The 25,078-nt window shown below is 71.1% G+C and carries 20 protein-coding genes; 16 read left to right on the top strand and 4 right to left on the bottom strand.

Going from position 1 to position 25,078, the window contains the following annotated elements; genetic code table 11:
* Positions 1–39 precede the first annotated feature (39 nt).
* Entirely contained in the window at positions 40–2,880 is a 2,841-nt protein-coding gene (locus tag Q0818_RS12875; protein ID WP_298875456.1) for a hypothetical protein, read from the top strand.
* Positions 2,877–3,368 carry a peptide deformylase gene (gene def / locus Q0818_RS12880; RefSeq protein ID WP_298875457.1) on the top strand — a complete coding sequence of 164 codons (492 nt, stop codon included), beginning with the start codon at positions 2,877–2,879 and terminating at the stop codon, positions 3,366–3,368. The genes Q0818_RS12875 and def overlap by 4 nt, the downstream gene beginning before the upstream one ends.
* A 243-nt stretch (positions 3,369–3,611) precedes the next feature.
* Here def and Q0818_RS12885 read toward each other — a convergent pair whose 3' ends face one another.
* The gene (locus tag Q0818_RS12885; protein ID WP_298875458.1) at positions 3,612–5,438 is read right to left on the bottom strand and encodes a long-chain fatty acid--CoA ligase; all 1,827 of its coding nucleotides are present in this window, start codon (positions 5,436–5,438) and stop codon (positions 3,612–3,614) included.
* A gap of 183 nt (positions 5,439–5,621) precedes the next feature.
* On the opposite strand from Q0818_RS12885, the gene Q0818_RS12890 reads away from it, so the two are divergent.
* From Q0818_RS12890 to Q0818_RS12900, 3 genes are read left to right on the top strand one after another with little or no spacing between them, the layout of a single operon-like run.
* On the top strand, positions 5,622–6,557 hold the full coding sequence (locus Q0818_RS12890; protein WP_298875782.1) for an ROK family glucokinase: 936 nt from the start codon (positions 5,622–5,624) through the stop codon (positions 6,555–6,557).
* 2 nt (positions 6,558–6,559) lie between these two features.
* Positions 6,560–7,273: a 1-acyl-sn-glycerol-3-phosphate acyltransferase gene (locus tag Q0818_RS12895; RefSeq protein ID WP_136587753.1), complete on the top strand. Its 714-nt coding sequence runs from the start codon at positions 6,560–6,562 to the stop codon at positions 7,271–7,273.
* 9 nt (positions 7,274–7,282) lie between these two features.
* Complete coding sequence (locus Q0818_RS12900) at positions 7,283–8,620, top strand: class II 3-deoxy-7-phosphoheptulonate synthase (RefSeq protein WP_298875462.1); 1,338 nt, start codon at positions 7,283–7,285, stop codon at positions 8,618–8,620.
* A gap of 79 nt (positions 8,621–8,699) precedes the next feature.
* On the opposite strand, the gene pknB is transcribed toward Q0818_RS12900, so the two are convergent.
* Both pknB and Q0818_RS12910 read right to left on the bottom strand, forming a co-directional pair.
* Positions 8,700–10,652 (bottom strand): Stk1 family PASTA domain-containing Ser/Thr kinase, encoded by a 1,953-nt coding sequence (pknB, locus tag Q0818_RS12905; RefSeq protein ID WP_298875465.1) that lies wholly within the window; start codon positions 10,650–10,652, stop codon positions 8,700–8,702.
* 54 nt (positions 10,653–10,706) lie between these two features.
* Positions 10,707–11,720, bottom strand: coding sequence for a LysM domain-containing protein (locus Q0818_RS12910; RefSeq protein WP_298875468.1), 1,014 nt, complete (start codon positions 11,718–11,720; stop codon positions 10,707–10,709).
* Positions 11,721–11,869: 149 nt separating this feature from the next.
* Between Q0818_RS12910 and Q0818_RS12915 the strand changes: the two genes are divergently transcribed.
* Positions 11,870–12,214: an Rv2175c family DNA-binding protein gene (locus tag Q0818_RS12915; protein ID WP_298875471.1), complete on the top strand. Its 345-nt coding sequence runs from the start codon at positions 11,870–11,872 to the stop codon at positions 12,212–12,214.
* 207 nt (positions 12,215–12,421) lie between these two features.
* On the opposite strand, the gene Q0818_RS12920 is transcribed toward Q0818_RS12915, so the two are convergent.
* Entirely contained in the window at positions 12,422–13,501 is a 1,080-nt protein-coding gene (locus Q0818_RS12920) for a polyprenyl synthetase family protein (protein WP_298875474.1), read from the bottom strand.
* Between the two features lie 64 nt (positions 13,502–13,565).
* Here Q0818_RS12920 and Q0818_RS12925 point away from each other — a divergent pair, with 64 nt between their 5' ends.
* From Q0818_RS12925 to Q0818_RS12970, 10 genes are all read left to right on the top strand, one after another.
* Complete coding sequence (locus Q0818_RS12925) at positions 13,566–13,946, top strand: DUF3040 domain-containing protein (RefSeq protein ID WP_298875476.1); 381 nt, start codon at positions 13,566–13,568, stop codon at positions 13,944–13,946.
* 557 nt (positions 13,947–14,503) lie between these two features.
* Entirely contained in the window at positions 14,504–14,935 is a 432-nt protein-coding gene (gene mraZ / locus Q0818_RS12930) for a division/cell wall cluster transcriptional repressor MraZ (protein WP_298875785.1), read from the top strand.
* A 99-nt stretch (positions 14,936–15,034) separates the two neighbouring features.
* Positions 15,035–15,988 carry a 16S rRNA (cytosine(1402)-N(4))-methyltransferase RsmH gene (gene rsmH / locus Q0818_RS12935; RefSeq protein WP_298875479.1) on the top strand — a complete coding sequence of 318 codons (954 nt, stop codon included), beginning with the start codon at positions 15,035–15,037 and terminating at the stop codon, positions 15,986–15,988.
* Positions 15,985–16,602 (top strand): hypothetical protein, encoded by a 618-nt coding sequence (locus Q0818_RS12940; protein WP_298875482.1) that lies wholly within the window; start codon positions 15,985–15,987, stop codon positions 16,600–16,602. The genes rsmH and Q0818_RS12940 overlap by 4 nt, the downstream gene beginning before the upstream one ends.
* Before the next feature lie 5 nt (positions 16,603–16,607).
* Entirely contained in the window at positions 16,608–18,410 is a 1,803-nt protein-coding gene (locus Q0818_RS12945) for a penicillin-binding protein 2 (protein ID WP_298875485.1), read from the top strand.
* Positions 18,411–18,474: 64 nt separating this feature from the next.
* Positions 18,475–19,887 (top strand): UDP-N-acetylmuramoyl-tripeptide--D-alanyl-D-alanine ligase, encoded by a 1,413-nt coding sequence (murF, locus tag Q0818_RS12950; protein ID WP_298875488.1) that lies wholly within the window; start codon positions 18,475–18,477, stop codon positions 19,885–19,887.
* Positions 19,884–20,990 (top strand): phospho-N-acetylmuramoyl-pentapeptide-transferase, encoded by a 1,107-nt coding sequence (mraY, locus tag Q0818_RS12955; protein ID WP_298875491.1) that lies wholly within the window; start codon positions 19,884–19,886, stop codon positions 20,988–20,990. The genes murF and mraY overlap by 4 nt, the downstream gene beginning before the upstream one ends.
* Positions 20,987–22,507, top strand: a complete 1,521-nt coding sequence (murD, locus tag Q0818_RS12960; RefSeq protein WP_298875493.1) for a UDP-N-acetylmuramoyl-L-alanine--D-glutamate ligase — start codon at positions 20,987–20,989, stop codon at positions 22,505–22,507. The genes mraY and murD overlap by 4 nt, the downstream gene beginning before the upstream one ends.
* An 11-nt stretch (positions 22,508–22,518) precedes the next feature.
* Complete coding sequence (ftsW, locus tag Q0818_RS12965; protein ID WP_298875496.1) at positions 22,519–23,775, top strand: putative lipid II flippase FtsW; 1,257 nt, start codon at positions 22,519–22,521, stop codon at positions 23,773–23,775.
* A gap of 116 nt (positions 23,776–23,891) precedes the next feature.
* Positions 23,892–24,965, top strand: a complete 1,074-nt coding sequence (locus Q0818_RS12970; RefSeq protein ID WP_298875498.1) for a UDP-N-acetylglucosamine--N-acetylmuramyl-(pentapeptide) pyrophosphoryl-undecaprenol N-acetylglucosamine transferase — start codon at positions 23,892–23,894, stop codon at positions 24,963–24,965.
* Positions 24,966–25,078: the final 113 nt, after the last annotated feature.

Here is a 25,078-nt window from a genome sequence, read left to right on the forward strand (position 1 = left end):
GGGGGCGCTTTCGCGCCCTCTTCCCGTTTGGAGACTGCAGTGACCCCCGACCGCACCGACGCGAACCCCGACGAGAACGCCGAGCACGGCGTGCTCGACGAGAACGGGAACCTCGACACGGCCAGCATCACCATCCTCGGTGGACACATCGCACAGGTCAGTGTCGACCTGCCGGTGGCCACCGACGACGACGACCTCGACGATGACGTGATCGAAGACGAGATCCCCTTCGACGATGCCGACCTCGCCGCGCTGGACGCCCCCCAGGAGCGCGACGAGTCCGCTTCCGACCCCGAGGACCGCCCCGAAGACGAGGTCGATGAGCTGTCGACCGACGAGATCATCCTCGAACCGCACGACGACGAACCGCACCGGGACGACCCGCACCGGGACGACCCGCGCCACGACGACCCGCACGACGACGATCCGCGCCACGGCGCCGCGTCGGTCGACGACGACGTGCACGACGCCGAGGTCGTGGGCGACGAGTCGCACGACGCGTCCGCTGGGCCGGTCGCCGACGACCTCGAGGGTGACGAGCAGGATGCCGTGCCCGTGCACCACGACGGCGAGCATCGGGACGCGGAACCCGTCGAGGAGCCCGTGCCTCACCGCGACGCGGCGGACGACGACGCGAACGCCTCCGCCGACGCGTCCGACGCGGACGTGCCCGACGCGGACGTGCCCGATGACGGCGGTGCGGAGAGCGCCGAACACGGCGAGAACCCCCGCGGCGAGCACGATCGCGCCTCGGCGGACGAGGACGTCGACGGAGGGTTCTCGGTGACCGACCACTCCGGCGACGACGCGGCCGATCCCGACCAGACGTCGTCTCGAGCCGCCGATGACGCGCCGTCGCACGACGAGCCCGCCCACCCCGAGCGCGAGCCGCTCGCGGCGGAACAATCGGCGGAGGAAGCCGGGCACGACGAGCAGTGGGGCGACGACGCGGCGCGCGATGACGCGACGCAAGATGACGCGACCCCAGATGACGCGGCGCAGGCCGACGTGGTGATCGACGACGCCTCTCGGGAGGATGCCGCCGCTTCCGACGATGACGCGCCCCTCGCGCAGCCGGACTCGCACCCCGCCGACAAGCCCGCGAACGACGAGCCCGCGAATGACGAGCCCACGCAGGACGAACCCGCGCGTGACGAGCCCGCCGACTGGACGCTCGCCCCGGACGCCGCAGCGCCGGACGATTCCGCGCACGCCGCCTCCGACACCGTCGAGCCGGCTCCGGCCGAAGCCGAAGCCGAAGCCGAAGCCGTCTCCGACGACCTCCACGACGTCGAGATCGTCGACGACGTCGAGCTCTTCGAGGCTGATGCCGCCGAGCCCCTCGACGAAGAGACGATCGACGTGTCCGTCGAACCGCTCACGTACGCTCCGTGGGTCCCCGCCGACAGCGCGGAGACCGCTTCGTCCGACGAGGCCGACGACGAGATCGTCGAGGCCGCGATCGACGACGAGGCCCCTGACGTCGACGCCCTCCACAGCGATGCCGTCCACGACGACCGGCAGGCGGCCTCCGCCTCCGCGAGCGAGGGCGACGCGCACGCCACCGATGACGCGATGCTGCTCACGGCCCGCGTCGCCGAGGAGTCGGCATCCGCTCCGGCCGACGACGTTCGGCCGCGGACCGGCGCGACCACCGTCCCGGCGTCGACCACCGCGGCAGCCGCGGCCGCCACCGCGGCGGCAGCCGCCACCTCGACCGGGAGCGTTCCGACCACGCGCGCCGAGCGCGCCGCGACCGGTGTGATCGGGACGGTTCCGCTCACCCGCCGTCGAGCCCACCAGGCCGACGACGCCGCCCGCAGCGCCGAGGAGGCCGCGCGGGTGGATCGCGCCCACGCCATGGAACGCGTGCGCACGCCCGCGCCCGAGGTCGCGCTGACCTCGAAGCGCATCGGACAGATCGACGACTCCCGCGAGAGCGCCGACCTGCTCACGGCCGACCGCCTGCTCGACCCGAAGCAGATCAGTCGTCCGGAGCCCGAGGGCCTGTGGCAGCAGCTGGTGTACTCGGCGTCGCGTCACCGCATCAACCTCGGCGACGGGCGTCGTGCACGCCAGCGCAAAGACCTCGACCGCCGCATCTCGGCTCCCCTCGCGGGCGGGGCGCGTTTCGTGCCCGTGCTCTCGCGAAAGGGCGGGGTCGGTAAGACCACCGTCACCTCGCTGCTGGGAATGGCCCTCGCCGACGCGCGCGACGACCGCATCATCGCCGTCGACGCGAACCCCGACCGCGGCACCCTCGCCGACCGCGTCGGCCGCCCCAACGGCCGCACCGTGCGCGACCTCGTGCGCGCCCACGACGACGTCGCCGGCTACAACGACGTCTCGTCGATCGTCGCCCGGGATGCCACGCGCCTCGACGTGCTGGCATCCGATTCGGATCCGCGCCAGTCGGAGGCCTTCAGCGACGACGACTACCGTCAGGTCGCCGACGTCGCCGCGCACTACTACTCCATCGTGCTCACCGACACGGGGACCGGGATCGTGCACTCCGTCATGGGTGCCACCCTCGAGCTCGCCGACACGCTCGTGATCGTCGCGGGGCTCTCCGTCGACGAGGCGCGACTGGCGTCCGAGACGCTCACGTGGCTCGAGACCAACGGCTACGCAGCGCGCGTGCGCGACGCCGTCGTGGTGCTGAACAACTCCCGCCCCGGCGCGCCGCTGGTGCGCGAGAGCGAACTGGAGTCGCACTTCCGGTCGCGGGTGCGCACCGTCATCCGCATGCCGTACGACGCGCGGATCGCCGCGGGCAGCGCGATCACGTTCCGTGACCTGCAGCCCGGCACGCGGCAGGCCGCGCGCGAGCTCGCCGCCGCCGTCGTGGAGGGTCTTCGCGCCCCGGTGGCCACCGCATGAGCGTCCGTCCCATCCGCCTGTTCGGCGATCCGGTGCTGCGCGCGCCGAGCGCGCCCATCGAGGAGATCGACGACGGTGTCCGCGCGCTCATCCAAGACCTGCTCGACACGGTCGAACTGCCCGGACGCGCGGGTGTCGCCGCTCCGCAGATCGGGGTCGGGCTGCGGGCGTTCAGCTACAACATCGACGGCGACATCGGGTACGTGATCAACCCCGTCCTCGTCGAGACGCGCGGCGAACCCCAGGCGGTGGGGGAGGGCTGCCTCTCGGTGCCCGGCCTGTGGCACGACGCCATCCGGTATCCGTGGGCGAAGGTCGTCGGCATCGACCTCGACGGCCGGGAGATCGTGCTCGAGGGCGAGGGACTGCTCGCGCAGGCTCTGCAGCACGAGACCGATCACCTCGACGGAATGCTCTACCTCTCGCGCCTGCCCGCCGACACCCGCCGCGAGGCGATGCGACAGGTGCGCGAGAGCGACTGGTTCTGACCCGAGGGGCCGCGCCGCTCGACGCGGTTGCCCGCGGCGACTCGCGGTGGTGCGGGCGGAGTGCGGATGCCGGAGGGCCTGCGCGTCGCTGCGCCTGCGCGCGGAGGCACTCGGGCGGATGGCGAGGCGGCGCGGACGGCTGAGGGACCGCGCCGCTGACGTCGCGCGTTCGCCCGGAATGCACGCGGAGAGACGGAACGGCCCGGCCCCCGTGGGGACCCGGGCCGTTCGGCATCCACGTCGTCAGGGGAGCGAGACGTTCGTCGTGTTCACGGGCACGGCGTAGATGTCCTCGATCGCGTCGGCGAAATCGGCGACGATGACGTTGCGCTTGATGCTCATCTTCGGGGTCAGGTGGCCGCTGGCCTCGGTCCACTCGGTCGGGAGGATCGTGAACTTGCGGATCGACTCCGCGCGCGAGACGCGCGTGTTGGCCCGGTCGATCGCGCCCTGCACCTCGGCGCGCACCTTGTCGTTCGTGCTCGCGTCCTCCAGCGACATGTCGGCGGGGAGGCCGTTGTTGGCCAGCCACGTCGGCAGCATCTCGGGGTCGAGCGTGACGAGGGCCGCGATGAACGGCTTGTGGTCGCCCACGACGACGACCTGGCCGACGATCGGATTCGCCCGGATGGGGTCCTCGAGCGCGGCGGGGGCGACGTTCTTCCCACCGGCCGTGACGATGATCTCCTTCTTGCGGCCCGTGATCGCGAGGAAGCCGTCGCTGTCGAAGGCGCCGATGTCGCCGGTCTTGAACCACTCGCCGTCGAAGGCCTCGGCCGTGGCCTCGGGGTTCTGCCAGTACTCGCGGAAGACGTTGATGCCGCGCACCTGGATCTCCCCGTCATTAGCGAGGCGGACCCCCACACCGGGGAGGACGGGTCCGACGGTGCCGATCTTCGACTTCGTGGCCAGGTTCACCGTCGCGGGCGCGGTGGTCTCGGTCAGGCCGTAGCCCTCGAGGATCACGACGCCGAGGCTGCGGAAGAAGTGGCCCAGGCGCGGTCCGAGCGGGGCCGATCCCGACACCGCGTAGACGACGCGTCCACCCATGGCATCCCGGAGCTTGGAGTAGACGAGCTTGTCGAACAGGGCGAACTTCAGCTTGAGCGGGAGGGAGATCTTCTTCCCCTCCTGCAGGCGCTGCGAGTGCTCGATCGCGACGTCGGCGGCGGCGCGGAAGATCTTGCCCTTGCCGCCCGCCTCGGCCTTCTGCTCCGCGGAGTTGTACACCTTCTCGAACACGCGGGGCACGGCGAGCAGGAAGGTCGGCTGGAAGGTCCCGAGGGCGGGCAGCAGCTGCTTGGTGTCGGGCTGGTGGCCCGTCTTGACGCCCGCGTGCACGTTGAGCAGCGAGATGAACCGCGCGAACACGTGCGCCGTGGTGATGAACAGCAGCGTCGAGGCTCCGGGGGTCTCGACCACCTCGTGCAGGGCCTTGGCCGAGTTGCGCGCGAGCTCGACGAAGTTGCTGTGCACCAGGACGCAGCCCTTGGGGCGCCCGGTCGACCCGGAGGTGTAGATGAGGGTCGCGATGTCGGAGGCCTTCGCGAGGTGACGGCGGCGCTCGACCTCTTCGTCGGTGATGTGCGTGCCGCCCGCGACGAGCGCGTCGAGGGCGCCGGTGTGCATCGCCCAGACCTCGCGGACGAGGGGCAGGTCGCTGCGCACCTCGTCGAGCCGCTCGGAGTGCTCGGCGGACTCCACCACGACGGCGATGGCACCGGAATCCGACAGGATCCACGAGATCTGCGTGGGGGAGCTGGTCTCGTACACCGGCACCATGACGGCGCCGGCGTAGAAGAGCGCGAAGTCCACCAGCGTCCAGTCGTAGGTGGTGCGGGCGATGAAGCCGACCTTCTCGCCCGGTTGGATGCCGGCGGCGATGAAGCCCTTCGCCAGGCTGATGACCTGCCGCTCGAACTCGACCGCCGTCACGTCGCGCCAGCCTCCGGCCTCGGGGACGGCGAACAGGGGCCGGTCGGGCGTCGCGCGGACGCGGTCGGCGAGCAGATCGGACGCGTTGGCGTCGGGATCGGCGGGAACGACTGGGGGAAGGTCGAACTGGATCACGGTAACTCCTTCGGCACCGGAAAGAACGTCGAGCGGTCCATCAGTCTATCGGCACGGCTCGCGGCGGCCCGGGAGCACGGCGGGGCTCGCGCGCCGCCCCGGGAGCGGGGCGAGGCTCGCGCGCCGCCCGGCATGGCTAGACTGCTCCGGGCCACCCTCTCGGTGGGCCCGGAAGGGAGTGCGGTGCGCAACGTCGGCATCGATATCGGGGGAACGAAGATCGCGGGCGGCGTCGTCGACGACGACGGCACCATCATCGAGAAGCTCCGCGTCGACACCCCCATCGACCCCTCGGCCCTCGTGGATGCCGTGGTCGACATGGCCGACCACCTGCGCCGCGCGCACGAGGTGCACGCCATCGGCGTCGCCGCGGCGGGCTTCATCAGCCGCGACCGCAGCACCGTCATCTACGCCCCCAACATCGACTGGCGCGACGAACCTCTGCGCGCACGCCTCGAGCAGCGCCTCGACGCCCCGGTCACGATCGAGAACGACGCGAACGCCGCGGGCTGGGGCGAGTACCGCTTCGGTGCGGGTCGGGGCGTCCGCGACATGGTCATGCTGACGATGGGGACGGGCGTCGGCGGCGCCGTCGTCACCGACGGCGAGCTGTTCCGCGGCGGCCACGGCATCGGTGCCGAGCTCGGGCACATGCGCTTCGTCCGGGGCGGCCACCCGTGCGGCTGCGGACAGAACGGGTGCCTGGAGCAGTACGCCTCCGGGCGCGCGCTGCAGCGCGAAGCCAACACCATCGCCGACGAAGGCGGGATCGGCGCCGCTCTGGCGGCCGTCCGCGCCGAGAGGGGCGCCATCCCCGGTCCCGCGGTCTCGCGTCTCGTGCTGGCCGGCGATCCGGGCGCCGTCGAGGCCCTGCGTCGGGTCGCGACCGCCCTGGGCGAGGCGTGCGGCGGCTTCCAGGCCGTGCTCGACCCCGAGATGTTCGTGATCGGCGGGGGAGTGGCGCAGCTGGGCGCCGACCTGCTCGAACCGGTGAAGCTCGCGTACGAGACGTCGCTGCCGGGGTACGGTGAACGTCCGGTCGCCGAATTCGCGATCGCGCGCCTGGGCAACGACGCCGGTCTCATCGGGGTCGCCGACCTCGCCGGGAAGGAGCGCTGACGATGTTCTACTGGCTCATGAAGTACGTGGTCATCGGACCGGTCATCAAGGCCGTGTTCCGGCCGTGGATGGTGGGCCGGCGCAACATCCCCGCGGAGGGGGCGGCGATCCTCGCCAGCAACCACCTGTCGTTCTCCGACTCGATCTTCCTGCCGCTCATGATCGACCGTCGCATGGCGTTCCTCGCCAAGAGCGACTACTTCACCGGCAAGGGCCTGAAGGGCTGGGCCACCCGGATGTTCTTCCAGGCGACCGGCCAGCTGCCCATCGACCGCTCGGGGGGCAAGGCGTCGGAGGCGTCGTTGAACACGGGCCTCGGCGTCCTCGGGCGCGGCGAGCTGCTCGGCATCTATCCGGAGGGCACCCGCAGCCCCGACGGCACGCTCTACCGCGGACGCACGGGCATCGCGCGCATGGCGCTCGAGGCCCGGGTGCCGGTGGTCCCCGTCGTGATGGTCGACACCGGTGCGGTGATGCCGATCGGTCAGCGTCTGCCTCGCGTGGGTCGCGTGGGCATCGTGATCGGGGAGCCCCTGGACTTCTCCCGCTTCGAGGGCATGGAGGGCGACCGCTACGTCCTGCGCTCGGTCACCGACGAGATCATGGTGGCCCTCCAGCGCCTCGGCGAGCAGCGCTACGAAGACGTCTACGCCTCGACCGTGAAGGACCGTCTCGCCACCGCGCAGGCGGCGAAGGCGCCGTCGTCGCGCCACTAGACTTCAGGGGTGAATCAGCAGCTCCACGACCTCGACCACTGGCGATCCCTGCCCATCAAGCAGCAGCCCCAGTGGTATGACGAGGGCGCGGTGGCCGCGGCATCCGCAGAGCTCGCGACCCTCCCGCCGCTGGTGTTCGCCGGTGAGGTCGACATCCTGCGCGATCGTCTCGCTCGTGCCGCCGCCGGTCAGGCGTTCCTCCTCCAGGGCGGTGACTGCGCCGAGACGTTCGCCGGTGCGACCGCCGAACAGATCCGCAACCGCATCAAGACGGTCCTGCAGATGGCGGTCGTGCTCACGTACGGCGCGTCGATGCCCGTCGTGAAGATGGGCCGCATGGCCGGGCAGTTCGCCAAGCCCCGCTCGAGCGACACCGAGACGCGCGGCGACGTGACCCTGCCCGCCTACCGCGGCGACATCGTCAACGGCTACGACTTCACCGAGGAGTCCCGCAAGGCCGACCCCGCGCGCCTGCTCAAGGGCTACCACACGGCCGCGTCGACCCTGAACCTCATCCGCGCGTTCACGCAGGGCGGTTTCGCCGACCTGCGCGAGGTGCACAGCTGGAACAAGGGTTTCGCGAGCACGCCCGCCAACCAGGCGTACGAGAGCATGGCGACCGAGATCGACCGCGCGATCAAGTTCATGGAGGCGGCCGGCGCCGACTTCGACGAGCTGACGCGCGTGGAGTTCTACACCGGTCATGAGGGCCTGCTCATGGACTACGAGCGCCCGATGACCCGCATCGACTCGCGCACGGGCCTGCCCTACAACACCTCGTCGCACTTCCAGTGGATCGGCGAGCGCACGCGCGAGCTCGACGGCGCGCACGTCGACTACTTCTCGAAGATCCGCAATCCCATCGGCGTCAAGCTCGGCCCCACCACCACGGCCGAGACGGCGCTCGCGCTGATCGACAAGCTCGACCCCGAGCGCGAGCCCGGGCGTCTGACGTTCATCACGCGTATGGGTGCGGGCAAGATCCGCGACGCCCTGCCCCCGCTGCTCGAGGCCGTGCGCGACTCCGGCGCCACGCCGCTGTGGGTCACCGACCCGATGCACGGCAACGGCATCACCACGCCCACCGGCTACAAGACGCGTCGTTTCGACGACGTCGTCGACGAGGTGCGCGGATTCTTCGAGGCGCACCGCTCGGTCGGCACGCACCCCGGCGGCATCCACGTCGAACTCACCGGCGACGACGTCACCGAGTGCCTGGGCGGCTCCGAGCAGATCGACGAGGCCACCCTCGCGACGCGCTACGAGAGCCTGTGCGACCCGCGACTGAACCACCGGCAGAGCCTTGAGCTGGCGTTCCTCGTGGCCGAGGAGCTCGAGAAGCGCTGATCCGCATCCGATACGACCGATGCCCCCGTCCCGCTGCGGACGGGGGCATCGTCGTTTCCGGATGCCGGATGCCGGATGCCTACAGGGTCGGGGTGAGCGTGATGGTCGAGCCCTGCGGCGCGGTGGTCCCGGCCTTGGGGTTCGTCGCCCGCACCTTATAGATGTCCCAGTACTTGAAGCCGAGGGGCAGGGTGCCGTCGTCGATGCCGGCGTTGACCTCGAACCCGAGGGCGTCGAGGGCGGCGACGGCGTCGCGGATCGACATCCCGACGATGTTCCCCGGGATCTCGACGGGCTTGGGGCCGATCGACACGCGCAGCGGAACGGTGTCGCCGGGGCGCCAGTTGCCGCCGCCGTCGCGGTCGCCGATGCCGATCACGACACCGGATGCCACGCTGTTGCTGTACTCCTCCGACACCGACGTCGAAAGACCCACGCCGTCGAGGGAGCGTTCAGCGGCGGACCGCGTCTCGCCCGTGACGTCGGGGATGGGTCCGAGCGACACGACCAGCGTCGCGGCATCCCCCTCGTAGACCGTGCAACCGTCCGTGCAGGCGAAGGCGTCGCCGCCGGAGCGGGGGACGATCGACGCGCTGAGCACGGTGCCGTCCGCCGCGTCGGTGAATTCACGCGCGGGGTCGTCGCCGACGCCGACGAAGGCGGACTCGAAGACCGCGCGAACGTCGTCGGCGCTGCGTCCGCTGAGCGCGGGGATCTGGTGGGTGGCGGGTCCGATCGAGACCAGCACGGTCACCACCGTGTCCTTATCGAGTCGCTCGCCCGGGGCGGGATCGGATCCCACCGTCGTTCCGGCCGGGATCTCGCGATCGTTCACGTCCTGTCGCTGCGCCTGCAGCTGCTCCTGGGCGAGGAGTGCCTGCGCCTCGTCGTAGCTGCGGCCCGAGACGTCGGGGACGCCGACGAGCGAGCCGGGACCGGAGCCGAAGTACCAGCCCGTGAGCCCGGCACCGCCGGCGAGGAGGAGGACGAGCACGAGGATCCACGCGCCGCGGGCGGTGCGGCGCCGCGTACGGGAGCGCAGACGAGCGGCGTTGTCGGGCTCGTCGACCGTGGCCGAGGGGACCGCGGCCGTCTGCGGCAGGACCTTCGTGAGCTCCCGCGATTCGGCCGGGGAGGCGGCACCCGCCGTGCCGACCGAGACGGCCCGGGCTACCTGGGGGGCCAGGCCGAGATCCTTCTCGATGGCGCGCAGGCGCTCGAGCATCGTGCCCGCATCGAGCGGACGGTCGTCGGGCTCGCGCTCGGTCGCCCACAGGACCAGTTCGTCGAGCTGCTCGGGCACCGCGGGGTTCTTCACGCTCGGGCGCGGCACCGAGTCGGTCGCGTGCTGATAGGCGATCTGCATCGGCTGCTCGCCCTTATAGGGCTGCTCTCCGGCGAGCATCTCGTACAGCATGATGCCGAGCGAGTAGATGTCGCTGCGGGCGTCGGCGGTGCCGCGCGTGACGAGCTCGGGGGCCAGGTAGGCGATGGTGCCCATCAGCTGGGCCCCGCTGGCGGTGTTGGCGGTGGTCGCGCGGGCGAGGCCGAAGTCGCCGATCTTGATGCGTCCGTCTTCTGCGAGCAGCACGTTCTCGGGCTTCACGTCGCGGTGCACGATGCCCGCGCGGTGAGCCGCCGCGAGCCCCGAGAGGATGGCGTCCATGATCGTCAGCGTCTGGTCCACGGTGAGCCGGCGGTGCTCGCGCAGGAGCTCGCGCAGCGTGATGCCGGGCAGGTACTCCATGACGAGGTAGGCCATCTCGCCGTCCTGGCCCTGGTCGAAGACGTTGACCACGTGGGGATCGGCCAGGCGCGCGGCCGAGCGGGCCTCCTGGATGAACCGGCTCTGGAACACGGTGTCGTCGCTGAGGTGGCCGTGCATGACCTTCAGGGCGACCCGGCGCTCCAGCCGCAGATCGGTCGCGACGTACACGGTCGCCATGCCGCCCCGCGCGATGCGCGCGCGCACCCGGTACCGGCCGTCGACGAGACGGCCGATCAGCGGGTCTGCCTGCTGACTCGTGCTCACAGGTCGAGTCTACGGACGGCCCCCTGTGAGCCCGGGGAGCGGCTCACCCCGACCTCATCCCAGAACGGCGAGCCAGACGGTCGCGGGCTGCTCCCACTGCGCGTAGCGGTCGGGGTAGGCCGAGATCTGCACCGCCTGGGCGGCGTCGGCGTAGGGCAGCGACTCCCAGCCCGGGATGTCGAGCAGCCCCCGGGTCGCCGCGCCGTTGGGATCGCTCGACCCGCCGTAGAACACCCGTGTCGAGCGCTCGCGGTCGAGGATCTGCTCGGCGCTGCCCCATCCGGCGCTGGGTCGCTGCTGGAAGAGTCCGAGGGAATCGCGGTCGCCCCAGTCGAGGTTGCGCAGCCACGATTCCTGCATCGCGGTTCCGAGGGCGATCAGGATGCCGCGGTCGGAGACGCCGAGCTCGCGTCCGATGCGGATGATGAGGCGCGCGTTCTCGCTCTGCTCGGCATCCAGTCCCGGAGCGGTCGCGGGGCCGACGGAGGCCGGGGTCGGAGCGGGGGCCGGGGAGGCCGCGGGGGAGGGGATCTGCAGGACGTCGCCCGGGTAGATGATCGACGCCCGGGTGAGGCCGTTCGCCGCGAGCACGGCGTCGACCGACACGCCGCCGGCGCGGGCGATGGCCGAGACGGTGTCGCCGGGGCGCACCTCGTGCGCCGTCAGCGCCGGGGCCTGGGGCGGGACGGGGGCGACCGGGGCGGCTGCGGCGACCGTGAGGGCGAGGACCTGGCCGGGGCGGATCATCGCGTCGGCGCCGAGGCCGTTCGCCGCGCTCACCGCCGCGGGGTCGAGACCGTGCGCTCGGGCGATCGCCCACACGGTGTCGCCGGGCTGGACGGTGTACGTCGCCGCAGCGATCGTCGCGGCGAGCGGAGCGATCGGTCCGACGGCGCGCGGTGCGGGAGGGATGACGGCGAGCGCCGGCGCCGGGGGAGCGGCGTGCGCCGCGTTCTCCCCCGTCAGGGTGAGGGCGATGGTTCCGGCCACGGCGGCCGGCCACACCGCGGCGGCGGGCCAGGAGCTCGCGCGCCGAGAGGGCAGGGGGGACAGCGGGAGTCGTCTCATGGTGGGGGGATTCCGTTCTTCCGACTGCCCGCCACCGTGACACGCGTCGTGACGGATGTCAACGCATGAGGCTCCTGTGACGGATGTGAAAGCGGCTCGTCGTCACGCCGCCGCGGGAACCGGGCCACGAGGGATGAGATCATGGCTCTGTGACCGACACCTCCCGTTACCCCACCGACTGGCTGACGATCCCCGACCTGGTGGAACTCCTCGACGAGTCCCTGGGGCGCGTGCGCCGGCTGATCGACGAGAACTATCTCGTGGGCTCGCGCCGCGACGGCGTGTTCAAGATCCCCGCGGTGTTCCTCGCGGACGGGCGTCCGTTGCCGGCGCTGCGCGGCACGATCATCGTGTTGCACGACGCGGGCTTCGACCCCGACGAGACCATCGACTGGCTCCTCACCCCCGAGGAGACCATCGGCATGGCGCCCATCGAGGCGCTCCTGGCCGGTCGCAAGAGCGAGGTGCGACGGGTCGCCGCGACCCTCGCCTGAGCGCCTGAGCGCCTGAGCGCCTGAGCGCCTGAGCGCCTGAGCGCCTGAGAGCCGAGCGACTGAGGGCCTGAGCGACTGAGGGCCTGAGCGTCTGAGCGTCTGAGCGTCTGAGCGCTCCTTCGGGCGGTCGCTCGACGTGGCGTCATCGCCGCGCGGTCGCCCACGGGGACGCCGCCGCATCGACGCGAGCGCTGGCCGAGCGGGCGCTCAGGCGGTGCGCTGAGTGGCCGCCGTCGCGAGCGCGCGCAGTTCCGCGACCGCCTCGGCGCCGAGCGGGGCGTCGGCGAGGGCGTCGTCCGCGCGGCGGGCGTAATCGGCGATGAGCTCCTCGGTGCGCGCGAGTGCGCCGGTGTCGACGATGGTGCGCTGCAGGATGCCGACTTGCTCGGCATCCAACGCCGGATCGCCGAGCAGCGCGTCGACGTCTCGCCGGTCCTCGGGCGCGAGGCGCTCGCGGGCGTAGGCGACCAGCACCGTGCGCTTGCCCTCGCGGAGGTCGTCGCCCACGGGCTTGCCGGTCTCGGCGGTGTCGCCGAACACGCCCAGCACGTCGTCGCGCAACTGGAACGCCATGCCCACGTCGTGTCCGAAGCGGCCCAGCGCGGCCAGCTGCGCGTCATCGGCACCCGCGAGGGCCGCGCCGATCTGGAGGGGCTGCTGGATGCTGTACCGCGCCGACTTGTACGAGGCCACCCGCAGCGCCCGGTCGGCGTGCGTGTCGTCGGGGTAGACGGTGTACGCGGACTCCTCGGCCACGTCGAGGAACTGGCCGATCGTGACGTCGCGGCGCATCTGCGCGTAGGCCCGTCGGGTCGCCGCCGCCGTCGGGGCGTCGGCGAGCCCCTCCTCGAGCAGGTCGTCGCTCCAGGCGACGAGCAGGTCGCCCAGGAGGATGGCACCCGAGCGACCGAAAGCATCGGAGTCGCCGGTCCAGCCGGCCGCGCGGTGGCCGTTCTGCAGGGCGCGATGGGCGGCCGGCTGCCCTCGGCGGGTGTCGGAGTTGTCGACGAGATCGTCGTGTACGAGGGCTGCGGCGTGGAAGATCTCGAGCGCCGTCGCCACGGCGAGGGCGGCGTCGTCGAAGCGTCGTGGGCCGCCCGCGACGGAGTGCCATCCGGTGAGGCAGAACCGTGCGCGCAGACGCTTGCCGCCGCGCAATGCGGACGCTCCGGAGCGGGTGAGGGTCTCGGCCTCAGGCCCCAGGGCCGAGGCGTACGATAGCTGTTCGGAGAGGAACTTGTCGAGTCGCTGGGAAACAGCTTCGATCGGTTCCGGGGAGGTCGTCACGGGCCTAGCCTAGTGATCCACGCCGCACGTAGAATCGTCCGCACCACACCATAGAGGGGGATGCATGCCACTCTCCGAACAGGAGCAGCGCCTGCTTGATGAGATGGAGCGCCATCTCATGAGCAACGACACCGATGTCGTTTCCGCTCCCAGTCGCGCCCTCAGCTACCGCAACATCGTCCTCGGGTCGATCCTCGTCCTCGCCGGTCTCGGCGCCCTCGTGGTGGGTGTCTCGATCGGCTTCAACACGGGGTTCCTCGGCATCGCGGTCGGCGTCCTGGGCTTCCTCCTCATGGTGGGCGGCGTGGTGTTCGCCGTCACCCCCACGCGAGGCTCCGCTCCCCTCTCGAAGCAGTCTCCCAAGGCTCGTGCGCCTCGCGCCGCGGGCTCGTCGTTCATGGACCGCATGAACGACCGTTGGGACCGACGTCGCGAAGGCCCGTAAGCCTCCTCCGTCTCTTCTGAAAGCACCGGCTCCTCGGAGCCGGTGCTTTTTTTCGTGCGCCCGCGTCGGCCCCGCTTCTCGACGCCACGCTGCGAGACTCCGCGTACCCGCTGCTCGGCCGTCCCGGCGTCGCTTCTCGACGCCACGCCGCGAGACTCCGCGTACCCGCTGCTCGGGCGTCCCGGCCTCGCTTCTCGACGCCACGCCGCGAGACGCCGCGTACCCGCCGCTCGGGCGTCCCGGCGCGCGATGACATGGCGCAGCGGCATCCCGCCGACGGCCCTGTTGCAGGATCTCGCGTCCTGATCGTGGGGATGCCGTCTCTCGGCCGTGCGGGCCGGGGGAGCGCGGAATCCCTCCCTTTCCCTCCACCGGAGGACGCGTCGACGGCATTCGCCGCGGAAAGACGCGGTCGCTTCCGGACTCGATGGATGAGCGGAACAGCGTACACGGGGGAGCGCTCGCCCAGAAGACCCCTCTTTTCGATGGCGAAGTGGAGGGTGGTGGAGTAAAGTGGGGGAAACTTCGCAGGCCGGACGAAGGGGGTGGACGCCCGAATGCTGCTCGGCACGCACACTCCCAAGCTCGACGACAAAGGGCGCGTCATCCTGCCCGCGAAGTTCCGCGACGATCTCGGCGCCGGAGTGGTGATCACCCGGGGGCAGGACCGCTGCCTCTACGTGTTCAGCACCGAGGAGTTCGAGCGCGTGCACGAGCGGATCCGCGAGGCTCCGCTCAGCAACAAGCAGGCCCGTGACTTCCTGCGCATGTTCCTCTCGGGGGCCAGCGCAGAGAAGCCCGACAGCCAGAACCGCATCACCGTCCCCCCAGCGCTGCGCACCTATGCCGGCCTCGGTCGCGAGCTCGTGATCACGGGTGTCGGCGCCCACGCGGAGATCTGGGACGCCGAGGCGTGGAACACCTACGCCGAAAGCAACGAAGAGACGTACGCCGAGATGGAGCAGGAGGTGATCCCGGGACTGTTCTGACCCTCCGGCTGTGATGCCCAGCCGCTCGCCCTGTCACACTTCCCCGGTGCCAGGTCGATGCGGGTGGGGATCAGAGCCGAAGGATCGGCCCCGATCATCATGGACATCCGCGACATCCACACCCCCGTCCTCCTCGAGCGCTGCGCCGAGCTGCTCGGGCCCGCCCTGCAGAAGCCCGGCTCCGTCTTCGTCGACGGCACGCTCGGCATGGGCGGGCACTCCGAGGCGTTCCTCGAGCGCTTCCCGAACGCCCGCCTGATCGGCCTCGACCGCGACACCGACGCCCTGCGCATCGCCGGGGAGCGGCTCGCCCGCTTCGGCGACCGCGTGACCCTGGTGCACACCGTCTACGACGGGATCGCCGAGGCGGTGGCCGCCGCCGGCGTCGACAAGGTCGACGGCATCCTGTTCGACCTCGGCGTGTCGTCGCTGCAGCTCGACGAGGCCTCTCGCGGCTTCGCCTACGCGCAGGACGCCCCGCTCGACATGCGGATGGACCAGACCACCGGCATCACCGCCGCGGAGGTGCTCGCCACGTACGGCGAAGGCGACCTCCGCCGCATCTTCGAGCGCTACGGCGAGGAGAAGCTCGCCGGGCGCTACGCGCGGGCCATCATCGCCGCGCGCGCCGTCGCACCGCTCGAGCGCTCCGGCCAGCTCGTCGACGTGCTGCAGGCGGCGACGCCGGCGGCGGTGCTGCGCGAGCGGCATCCCGCCAAGCGCGTCTTCCAAGCCCTGCGCATCGAGGTCAACGCCGAGCTGTCCGTTCTCGAACGCACGATCCCGGCCGCGTTGAGCGTGCTCGGGGTGGGCGGACGCATCGTGGTGCTGTCTTACCAGTCGCTCGAAGACCGCCTCGTGAAGCGCGTCTTCGCCGACGCCTCGACCTCGACCGCTCCCCGCGGTCTCCCCGTCGAGCTCCCCGAGCACGCCCCGAAGTTCCGCCTCCTCGTACGGGGAGCCGAACTCGCCGGCGACGAGGAACGAGCCGCCAACCCCCGTGCCACCCCCGTGCGCCTGCGCGCGGCCGAGAGGATCCAGGAGGACGCATGAGCGCATCCACGGCCATCGACCCCCGGGCCGTCTCCCCGGATCTGCCGTCGCCCGTCCGCGAGCGGCGACTGGCCGTCGTCCCGTCGGCCGCGCGTCGACGGGCACCGCGCCGACTGTTCGGCGTCATCGCCGTCGCGGGCGCGCTGGTGATCGTCCTCGTGCAGATGGGGCTCGGCATCCTCACCACGCAGAGCTCCTTCGAGATCGCCGCCCTCACGCAGCAGCAGCGCGACCTGACCTATCAGAAGCAGATCCTGAACGACGAGAGCGCCGGACTCAGCTCGCCCCAGTACCTCGCGGCCAACGCGGCCGCGCTCGGCATGGTCATCGACGAATCGCCCACCTACCTGCGTCTGAGCGACGGCGCGGTGATCGGCTCCGGCAAGCCGGCCGACACGATCTCATCGGTGGATGCCATGGGCCGCGGGTCCGTGCGCAACGCCCTCATCGCGGGAGTGCCGCTGGTGACCGACCCTTCGGCGGCAACGACCGAGACCGGTACCGCGGCCACGACCGCGCCCGCCGATTCGGCGCCGGACGCGGCGACCACGACGACCGAATCGACGACACCCCCGTCGATCAGCGACGGTCTGCCGACTCCCGCGACACGATGAGACCCATGACGACCACCATCTCCCGCTCCCCGCGGCGTCGGACCGTCGTCGCCCTCTCGATCGTGCTGATCGTGCTCGTCGCCTTCGTCGTGCGCCTCGTCGACATCCAGGTGGTCAACGCCCGGACGCACGTGAGCGACTCCCTCGCGATGGGCCTGGAGAACTCCCGCATCGAATACGCCTCGCGCGGCTCGATCGTCGACGAGAACGGCGTGGTGCTCGCCTCCGCCGTCAACCGCTACGACGTGCAGGTCGACCCGATGCTGGCGGCCAAAGGCATCACCACCGTCGACGCCGGGGGCGACGACGATTCGGGGACCACCACCGCCTGGCCCGAACTCGCGGCCCAGATCGCAGCCGTCACCGGACAGGATGCCGCCGAGGTCGAGAAGGTCGTCACGGATGCCGTGGCCGACAACCCCGACTCCCGCTACGCGATGATCGCCAAGAACGTCTCGACCGAGCAGTACCGCGCTCTGGCCGAGCTGAAGCTGCCGTTCCTGAGCTTCCCGCCCCAGTCGGGCCGGGTCTACCCCGACGGCGCGGTCGGCGGCAACCTGCTCGGGTTCGTCGGCAGCGACGGTCAGCCCCTCGCCGGTCTCGAGAACGCCGACAACGACTGCCTCGCCTCCACCAACGGCAAGGTCGTCTTCCAGCAGAGCCGTGACGGCGTCGTGCTGCCCGGCACCGAGGTGGTCACCCAGCCTGCCGTGGACGGCGGGACGCTGAAGCTCACCATCGACCGCGACCTGCAGTGGTACCTCGGCCAGCTGATCGCCGAGCAGGTGCAGAACACCGGATCGCTGCGCGGGACGATCACCGTCGTCGAGGCGAAGACCGGCAAGATCCGGGCCCTCGCCGAGTATCCCTCGGTCGACCCCAACGATCCCACGGCCACCCCCGTGGACGACCGGGGGAGCCGTGCGTTCTCGAGCCCGTTCGAACCGGGCTCGACCTTCAAGGCGCTCACCACGGCGATCGGCCTCGACAGCGGGTCGTACACCCCCGAGACGACCGTCACGGCCTCGTCGCGCGAGGTTCTCGGCGGTGACGCCCGCGTGTCCGACGCATTCTCGCACGGCCCGAACACCTACACGCCCACGGGCGTGCTGATCGACTCCTCGAACGTCGGCATCTCGAAGTTCGCCGAGATGATCCCGAAGCAGACGCGCTTCGACTACCTGCAGAAGTTCGGCATGGGCTCGCTCAGCTCGATCGACTTCCCCGGCGAGTCGGCCGGCATCCTGCACCCCGTCGGCGACTGGGACACGCAGACCTTCTACAACACCGCGTTCGGGCAGGGCCTGTCGGTCACCGTCCCGCAGCTCGTCGGCGCCTACCAGACCATCGCGAACGGCGGCGTGAAGATCCCGCTGTCGCTGGTGGAGGGCTGCACGGCGGCCGACGGCACCGTCACCGACGCGCCCTCGACCGAGGGGACGCAGGTCATCTCCGCCGCGACGGCGAAAGAGGTCGGCCTCATGCTCGAGAACGTCGCCACCCAGGGCGAACTGGCCAGCAAGATCGCCATCCCGGGCTACCGCCTCGCGATCAAGACCGGAACCGGCGAGAAGGTCGACGAGAACACCGGTGCCTACAAGCCCGACGCGTACTTCACCACGATGATCGGTTTCGCCCCCGCCGACGACCCGCAGTACGTCGTCGCGGTCAACCTCGACGAACCGCGGACGGTAAAATCGTCGGCGGCCACCGCCCCCGCGTTCCAGAAGGCGATGACGCAGGTTCTCAAGACCTACCGTGTCATCCCGTCGGGAACCACGACCCCCGAACTGCCCAAGTTCGGCTGAGACACCGCCGACGCCGGTCTCGTCTCGGTAACGAATGCGACACGGAAAGGGCGTCCGCACAGCAATGATCTCCACCAGCCTCTCCCACCTCGCCGACGTGCTCGGCGGGCGCCTCGTGCTCCGTCGCGACGACACCCGCGACACGACGGTCTCGGGCCTGGTCGACACCGACTCGCGCCTCATCGAGCCCGGCGGCGTCTTCGTGGCGAAGCCCGGTGAGACCACGGACGGGCACCTCTTCGTCGGCACGGCGATCGAGCGGGGAGCCGCTCTGGCCCTCGTGGAGCGCGAGCTCGACGACGAGGTGAGCCAGATCGTCGTCGGCGACGTCGTCGAGGCCCTCGCAGCCCTCGCGCGGGACAACGTGGCCCGCGTCCGGGCGGGCGGCGCTCTGCAGGTCGTCGGCATCACCGGGTCGAACGGCAAGACGACGACCAAGAACATGCTCGCGCGCATCCTCGAAGACGAGGGGCCGACGGTCGCCCCGCGCGCCTCGTTCAACAACGAGGTCGGCGCGCCCCTGACGATGCTGCGCGTGGAGGAGGACACCCGCTTCCTCGTCAGCGAGTTCGGCGCGAGCGCCCCGGGCGCGATCGCCCGGCTCGCGGGTCTGGTGACCCCCGACGTCGGCGTCGTGCTCATGGTGGGTATGGCGCACGCCGGCGGCTTCGGCGGCATCGAGTCGACGTTCCACGCGAAGAGCGAGCTCGTGAAGGCCACCCGCGAGGGCGGGCTCGCGGTGCTCAACGCCGACGACCCGCGCGTGGCGGCGATGGAGCCGATCGCGCGCGAGCGCGGGCAGGACGTGCGCTGGTTCGGTCGCGGCGAGCGGGCCGTGGTGCGCGCCCTCGACGTCGAGGTCACGGCATCCGGGACCCGAGCCGACCTCATGGTCGACGGGCAGGCCCACACCCTCACCCTGCGGGTGCTGGGCGAGCACCACGTCATGAACGCCCTCGCCGCGATCGCCGCGGCGACCGCCCTGGGCGTCTCCGCCGCCGACGCGATCGCGCGCGTCGAGACGCTCGAGATCGCGGAGCGCTGGCGCATGCAGCCGATGGGCTCCGACCGGGTGCGCATCATCAACGACGCCTACAACGCCAGCCCCGACTCGATGGCCGCCGCCCTGCGCACCCTCGCGCAGATCACCGGGCCCGACGAACGCACCGTCGCCGTCCTCGGCGCGATGAGCGAGCTGGGGGAGTACGCCGACGAGGAGCACGACCGGGTCGGCCTGCTCGCCGTGCGGCTGCGCATCCAGCGCATCGTCGTCATCGGGCCCGAGGCGCGCCGCATGTACCTCGAGGCGATCGCGCAGGGCTCGTGGGACGGCGAGGCCGTCTTCTTCGCCGACGCCGACGCCGCGTACGACTACCTCTCGACCGAGCTGCGCGACGGCGACCGCGTGCTGGTGAAGTCGTCCAACTCGGCGGGGCTACGTCACCTCGGCGATCGACTCGGGGAGCTGTTCGCGTGAGATCACTTCTGACGTCGGCGGCTATCTCGCTCGCCTTCACCCTCTTCCTGACGCCGGTGTTCCTCCGGTGGTTCCGCAAATGGGGCTGGGGGCAGGTCATCCGCACCCCCGAGAACGTGCACAACCCCTCGCACGGAGCCAAACGCGGCACGCCCACGATGGGCGGCACGATCTTCATCTCCGGCACGATCGTGGGCTACTTCATCGGCTCGTACGCCGGCAACAACCCGCCCACGGTCTCGGGGCTGCTCGTGCTGTGGCTCATGCTCGGTTTCGGCGTCGTCGGCTTCATCGACGACTACATGAAGGTGCGCCACCAGAACAGCCTCGGCTTGTCGGGTTGGCGCAAGATCCTCGGCCAGGTGCTGGTCGTGGTGCCGTTCGCCGTCGTCGCACTGAACTTCCCCAATTCCTTCGGTCAGACGGCCGCGTCGGAGTACATCTCCGTCTTCCGCGACATCCAGGTGCTCTCGCTCTTCGCGCTGGGTCCGATCCTCGGGTGGCTGCTGTACCTCGCCTGGATCTCGCTCATCGGCACCGCAACATCCAACTCGGTCAACGTCGCCGACGGACTCGACGGACTCGCGGCGGGCTCGGGCATCTTCGTCGTCGGCGCCTACAGCCTCATGGCGTTCTGGCAGAACAAGCAGATGTGCGCCGACGTGCTCGACCCGACCGTGCAGGCCGGATGCTACGCCGTGCGCGATCCGTTCGACCTCGCCATCGTGTCGGCCTCGTTCGTGGGGGCGCTCGTCGGGTTCCTCTGGTGGAACGCCCCCAAGGCCAAGGTCTTCATGGGCGACTGCGGCTCGATGGCGATCGGCGGTGTCATCGCGGCGCTGGCGATCTTCACCCGCACCGAGCTGCTGCTCGTGCTCATCGCCGGCGTCTACGTCATCGCTTCGGGCTCGGTGATCCTCCAGCGGGCCTACTTCAAGATCACCAAGGGCAAGAGACTCTTCCTCATGAGTCCCTTGCATCATCACCTCGAGATGCGGGGGTGGCCCGAGGTCACCATCGTCGTGCGCATGTGGATCATCGCCGGGCTGCTCGCCGTCTCGGGCATCGGATTCTTCTACGTCGAATGGCTCGCACGCGTATGACCGACCTCTCTTCCCTCACCAGCTGGCACGCCGACTGGAAGGGTCTGCGCGTCGTCGTTCTCGGCCTGTCGGTGACGGGCTTCTCGGTGGCCGACACGCTCTCGGAGCTCGGCGCCGAGGTGCTCGTGGCCACCGAGCGGGCGGATGCCGAGTACGGCCGGCTCCTGCCGGTGCTGGGCGTCGGCCTGTACGAAGGACCGCTGGACACCATTCCCGCCGAGGTGAGCGCGTTTGCCCCGGAGGTGGTCATCGCCTCCCCGGGGTTCCCCCCTCACCACCCCGTGATCCGGTGGACGCGCGAGCAGGGCATCGCCCTGTGGGGCGACGTGGAGCTGGCCTGGCGCGTGCGCGACAAGGTCGTGCGGGCCGACGGCCGACCGGCGGACTGGGTGCTGATCACCGGCACGAACGGAAAGACCACCACCACCCGGCTGACCGCCGAGATGCTCGTGACTGCGGGCCTGCGCGCGGCGCCCGTGGGCAACATCGGTACGCCGGTGCTCGACGCCGTGCGCGACCCCGGGGGCTTCGATGCGCTCGTGGTCGAGCTCTCGAGCCACCAGCTCTGGTACCTCAACCTGCAGACCGGGCCCGATGCCCTGTCACCGCACGCGGCGGTGTGCCTGAACCTCGCCGACGACCATCTCGAGTGGCACGGCGGTGCCGACGCCTACCGTGACGCCAAGGCGGGCGTCTACGCCCGCACCCGCGTGGCGTGCGTCTACAACAAGGCCGACGTCGCCACGCGCGAGATGGTCGAGGACGCCGAAGTGGTCGAGGGTGCCCGTGCCATCGGCTTCGACCTCGGCGTGCCGGGGCCGAGCGACCTCGGCGTCGTCGACGGCATCCTCGTCGACCGGGCCTTCCTCGAAGAACGTGCGACCTCGGCCCTCGAGCTCACGACGGTCGCCGACCTGGCGGCTCGCGGACTCGCGGCGCCGCACATGGTCGCCAACATCCTCGCGGCATCCGCTCTCGCCCGATCCCTCGGAGCCACCCCGGCGCACATCTTCGACACGCTCGAACGCTTCCGCCTCGATCCGCACCGCATCCAGGTCGTCGGCGCGCACGCCGGCGTGACGTGGGTCGACGACTCCAAGGCGACCAACCCGCACGCGGCGGCCTCGTCGCTCGCGGCTTACCCCGGCGCGGTGTGGGTGGTCGGCGGCCTGCTGAAGGGCGTCGACCTGTCCGATCTCGTCCGGGCGCGCGGCGCGGGAGTGCGCGCCGTCATCGTCATCGGCACCGAGCGCACCGACATCGTCGCGGCGTTCGCGCGACACGCCCCCGCGGTGCCGCTGTTCGAGGTCGACCACGCCGAGACTGAAGACGTCATGGCGCAGGTCGTCGAACTGGCGGCGGGTGTGGCCCGGGACGGAGACACGGTTCTCCTGGCTCCCGCGGCGGCATCCTTCGATCAGTTCGCTTCTTACTCCGACCGCGGCGATCGCTTCGCCGATGCGGTGCGGGCGTGGATCGCCGGCCAGGACGACGGAGCAGCTCGACCGACCGACTGAGGGGACCACGCGTGACCACGACGGCACCCCCTCCTCGGCAGACCCCCGACGAGCAGCCGGAGCGCGGCGGTCTCATCGCGCGCGTCTCACTGGGCCGGGCGTTCCGACCCGTCGCGGGAGAGTTCCTGCTCATCGCCTCCGCGGCGCTGCTGCTGACCGGCTTCGGGCTCGTGATGGTGCTGTCGGCGACCTCCGCCCTCGACGGCGGACAGAGCCCCTTCGACCACGTCATCAAGCAGGGCGTGTTCGCGGTCGTCGGCATCCCGTTGATGTTCGTGCTGAGCCGCGCGCGCATGAGCTTCTGGAAGAAGATCGCGTGGCCCGCGCTCATCCTCGCGACCATGTTCCAGATGCTCGTCTACGTCCCGGGGCTGGGCATCGCCTCGTACGGCAACCGCAACTGGGTGCAGATCGCCGGCTTCCAGTTCCAGCCCGCCGAGTTCCTCAAGCTCACGCTCGCGCTGTGGATGGGCGCGGTGCTCTACCGCAAGCGTCGACTGCTGACCTCGTGGAAGCACGTCTTCATCCCCGTCGTTCCGGTCTCGGTGCTGGTGATCGGCACGGTGCTGGGCGGCAAAGACCTCGGTACCGTCATGATCCTCGTGCTCGTGGTGCTCGGGGCGCTGTTCTTCGCCGGGATCAAGCTGCGCATGTTCATCGTGCCCGCGGTGCTGGCTCTCGCGGTGGTGCTGCTGTCGGCCGTCGGCAGCGAGAATCGCATGGCCCGCATCGCGAGCCTGTTCAATCCCGACGACGCCTCGTGCTACTACACCTCGTGCTATCAGTCCCTGCACGGCATCTGGGGGCTCGCCAGCGGGGGCCTGCTGGGGCTCGGCCTGGGCAACTCGAAGGAGAAGTACGACTGGCTCCCGGCGGCCGCAAACGACTACATCTTCGCCATCATCGGCGAGGAGCTGGGCCTGGTCGGCTGCATCGTGGTGCTCGTGCTGTTCGCTGTCTTCGCCGTCGGTGCGTTCCGCATCATCCGGCGGACAGACGACAGCTTCGTGCGCATCGTCGCCGGCGCGATCACCCTGTGGATCGTCGGTCAGGCCCTGGTGAACATCGGCGTCGTGCTGCGCATCTTCCCGGTGCTCGGTGTGCCGCTGCCGTTCATGTCGCAGGGCGGAACGTCGCTGCTGTCGGTGCTCATCGCGTGCGGTGTGCTGCTGTCGTGCGCGCGCACCCTTCCCGATCAGCGCGAGGTCGCGGACGCGCGCCCGGCCCGACGCGCCGCTCCGGCGCGACGCCCGGGTCGTCGGGGCTGAGCGCCTGCCGTCGCGGTCCGCGCGCGGCGGCTGAGGGCGCACCTCGACCCGCCGCCGGGCGCGATGCCCGTGTCGAGGCGGCCGAACCGCGCTCGCGACCTGGTTAGGGTCGTGGAGTGACGACTTACCTCCTCGCCGGCGGCGGCACCGCCGGGCACGTGAACCCCCTGCTCGCGGTCGCCGACGGCCTGCGCGCGCGCGACGCGGACGCCGACGTCCTCGTGCTCGGTACCCGCGAGGGCCTCGAGTCGCGCTTGGTCCCGCTCCGCGGATACGAGCTGCTCACCATCGCGAAGGTCCCGTTCCCGCGGCGTCCCGACCGCGCCGCGGCGGTCTTCCCCGCTCGCTTCCTGCGCGCGGTCGCCGACGTGCGGCGTCTGATCCGCGGGCGCGGCGTCGACGCGGTGGTCGGCTTCGGCGGCTACGCGGCGGCGCCGGCGTACATCGCCGCGCGCCGCGAGCGGGTGCCGTTCATCGTGCACGAGGCCAACGCCAAGCCGGGCCTCGCCAACGTGCTGGGCGCCCGCGCGGCGGCCGGAGTGGGCGTCGCCTTCGCCGGGACGCCGCTGCGCGGGGCGCGGGAGGTCGGGATGCCGTTGCGCCGCGAGGTCGTCGAGCTCGACGCCTCCGCCCTCCGGGCCGAGGCGGCCGCGCACTTCGGTCTCGCCGCCGACCGTCCGACGCTGCTCGTCTTCGGCGGCTCCCTCGGCGCTCTGCGGCTCAACACCGCGTTCGAGGGCGCGTGGCGCGACGTGCTCGACGCCGGATGGCAGCTGCTCCACGTGACCGGACAAAACTCCGACATGCCCGACCCGGGTGCCGAGGGCTACGCCGTGGTCCGGTACGTCGACCGGATGGACCTCGCCTTCGCCCTCGCCGATTTCGTCGTGTCGCGCTCGGGCGCCGCCACCGTCAGCGAGATCAACGCGCTCGGCATCCCCGCCGTGTACGTGCCCTATGCCGTCGGCAACGGCGAGCAGAGCCTGAACGCCGCCGCCTCCGTCCGTGCCGGCGCGGCGCTGCTCATCCCCGACGCGGAGTTCACCCCCGACCGGGTGCGCGCCGAGGTCGTCCCGTTGCTCACCGACGACGGGCGTCGCACCGCGATGCGCGACGCGGCCGCGCGCACCGGCATCCGCACGGGTACCGAGAACGTCATCGCGATGATCGACGAGGCCCTGGCCCGCTGAGCCCCCGTCGCGACGCGGCGGGGCCGAGGGGGATGCCGTTCGTGCCGGGCACGTCCTCGCCGGCGGGTGCCGATCGCGAAGCCCCGCGCCCGCCAGCGCGGCGGAGGCGTTGC

The sequence above is a fragment of the uncultured Microbacterium sp. genome, assembly GCF_947489255.1.
In the GTDB taxonomy this organism is placed as follows: domain Bacteria; phylum Actinomycetota; class Actinomycetes; order Actinomycetales; family Microbacteriaceae; genus Microbacterium; species Microbacterium phycohabitans.

Bases quoted from the DNA above. Each gene is read 5' to 3' on its own strand.
- Q0818_RS12895 (WP_136587753.1), top strand. From the start codon at position 6,560: ATGTTCTACTGGCTCATGAAGTACGTGGTCATCGGACCGGTCATCAAG.
- murF (WP_298875488.1), top strand. From the start codon at position 18,475: ATGATCTCCACCAGCCTCTCCCACCTCGCCGACGTGCTCGGCGGGCGC.
- Q0818_RS12910 (WP_298875468.1), bottom strand. From the start codon at position 11,720: ATGAGACGACTCCCGCTGTCCCCCCTGCCCTCTCGGCGCGCGAGCTCC.
- Q0818_RS12925 (WP_298875476.1), top strand. From the start codon at position 13,566: ATGCCACTCTCCGAACAGGAGCAGCGCCTGCTTGATGAGATGGAGCGC.
- Q0818_RS12940 (WP_298875482.1), top strand. From the start codon at position 15,985: ATGAGCGCATCCACGGCCATCGACCCCCGGGCCGTCTCCCCGGATCTG.
- rsmH (WP_298875479.1), top strand. From the start codon at position 15,035: ATGGACATCCGCGACATCCACACCCCCGTCCTCCTCGAGCGCTGCGCC.
- def (WP_298875457.1), top strand. From the start codon at position 2,877: ATGAGCGTCCGTCCCATCCGCCTGTTCGGCGATCCGGTGCTGCGCGCG.
- mraZ (WP_298875785.1), top strand. From the start codon at position 14,504: ATGCTGCTCGGCACGCACACTCCCAAGCTCGACGACAAAGGGCGCGTC.
- murD (WP_298875493.1), top strand. From the start codon at position 20,987: ATGACCGACCTCTCTTCCCTCACCAGCTGGCACGCCGACTGGAAGGGT.
- Q0818_RS12945 (WP_298875485.1), top strand. From the start codon at position 16,608: ATGACGACCACCATCTCCCGCTCCCCGCGGCGTCGGACCGTCGTCGCC.